The organism is Vibrio minamisatsumaniensis, assembly GCF_050337445.1.
In the GTDB taxonomy this organism is placed as follows: domain Bacteria; phylum Pseudomonadota; class Gammaproteobacteria; order Enterobacterales; family Vibrionaceae; genus Vibrio; species Vibrio artabrorum.
On sequence record NZ_JAKJSY010000174.1, the window covers coordinates 1 to 1,309 of the forward strand.

Consider the following 1,309-nt stretch of genomic DNA (forward strand, 5'->3'; position numbering starts at 1 on the left):
TCTCTATGCTATGATGTCGTCAGATAACCAGATATCAATGCGCCCACGATCACGAAGACTTTGGTTGTATTCAGCATAATTGGTTTGCCGATAGGTGTGCTTTTTGAAGTGATGACGTCTGGATTCGTTGTCTTTGTAAGGCATGATTTTTGAACTGGACACGAAGATAGATGGCAAGGATAAAGTAAGGCACGCTCAAATCAAAATTGACGATTTTATGAGCGCGTCAACAAAGCCTCGCGCAGCCATTATAGTTACTGTCATTGAGGTTAAGCTTGGCATGCCATCCATAGATAGAATCACTCATACCATCACTACAACTTTCTTTTTTGAGGTTAAGTGAGTCTTGTTCTGTGTTGCCTTGCAATTGGTAATCACGAGAGCTTGCTGTGGTGCGGCTTGACTCAATATTGAGAAGCTGTGGCTCTTCCCCCATCTTAGTGTATTTAAGCTGATCGTTATTAAAAGTGGCTGACCAGAATGGTTCATTGCCAAATGCACGAGTCGAGCGCAGTGGTTGGTCGCAACGATTCGAGTTCTCGGTCGTTAGAACATTGACTTGATCAACCACGAAACGGGCTGCGAAGTCAGCATTATATCCCGTTTGGCTCGGCACAGTTAGATGGCCGATTAGCTCACCGTATAAGGTTTGATAAGGTCTAGTGACTAGCCCTTGAGCTTCTAGAGCGAGCTCTGGAGATAAGTCTAGCCAGAACTGCTGTTGGCTACCGCAAGGGGTAAACGTTCGGCTTTCATGGCCAACAACCACTTGACCTCGCATGATAAAAGTTTGCGGTTGAATGCTCTGAGGTTTATCTAAAGTTGCGGATGGTCGTTGTGGCTTTTTTGGGGCTTCTGGTGCGGTTACGCAGCCTTGTAAAGCAAATGCGACCAGCCAGATGACTGGGTTTTTTATTACCTGCATGTTATATCTTCCTCAGAGCGAGCGTTAATTGGATTTATTATGGCATATTGGTTATTTAAAACAGAACCCGACACCTTTTCTATTCAGACTGGCTTTGTTTCCGTACTCAACCCACTCTGTCTTTTGATGCCATCAGGCGACTCGGTAGCTCTCGGGCATACCAAGCTGGGTAAATCTATTCAATATTGATGCGCCTAGCATCATTTCCTGTTGTTGATTGTTAAAGTCTCTACTGTGTAATTTGGGGCCTATAATTGTTTTGTAACGGTGCATCGCATTCTCTGAGACATTCCGTTTTCCATACTGCTTTTTCTTTTGCCAGCGTATGGGACCTAAGGCAGAATACGCCACCAAATTGCTCATCCTTTTAGGGTTATGAGCATC

General features: G+C 44.5%; 1 protein-coding gene and 2 pseudogenes. All 3 read right to left on the minus strand.

Going from position 1 to position 1,309, the window contains the following annotated elements; all coding sequences use genetic code 11:
- Positions 1–3: 3 nt before the first annotated feature.
- On the minus strand, positions 4–162 hold the full coding sequence (locus L4B77_RS20020) for a hypothetical protein (protein ID WP_429752618.1): 159 nt from the start codon (positions 160–162) through the stop codon (positions 4–6).
- 76 nt (positions 163–238) lie between these two features.
- Positions 239–925: pseudogene (locus L4B77_RS20025) on the minus strand (COG3650 family protein); the annotation flags it as partial.
- A gap of 132 nt (positions 926–1,057) precedes the next feature.
- A pseudogene (locus L4B77_RS20030) lies at positions 1,058–1,309 on the minus strand (IS5 family transposase); the annotation flags it as partial.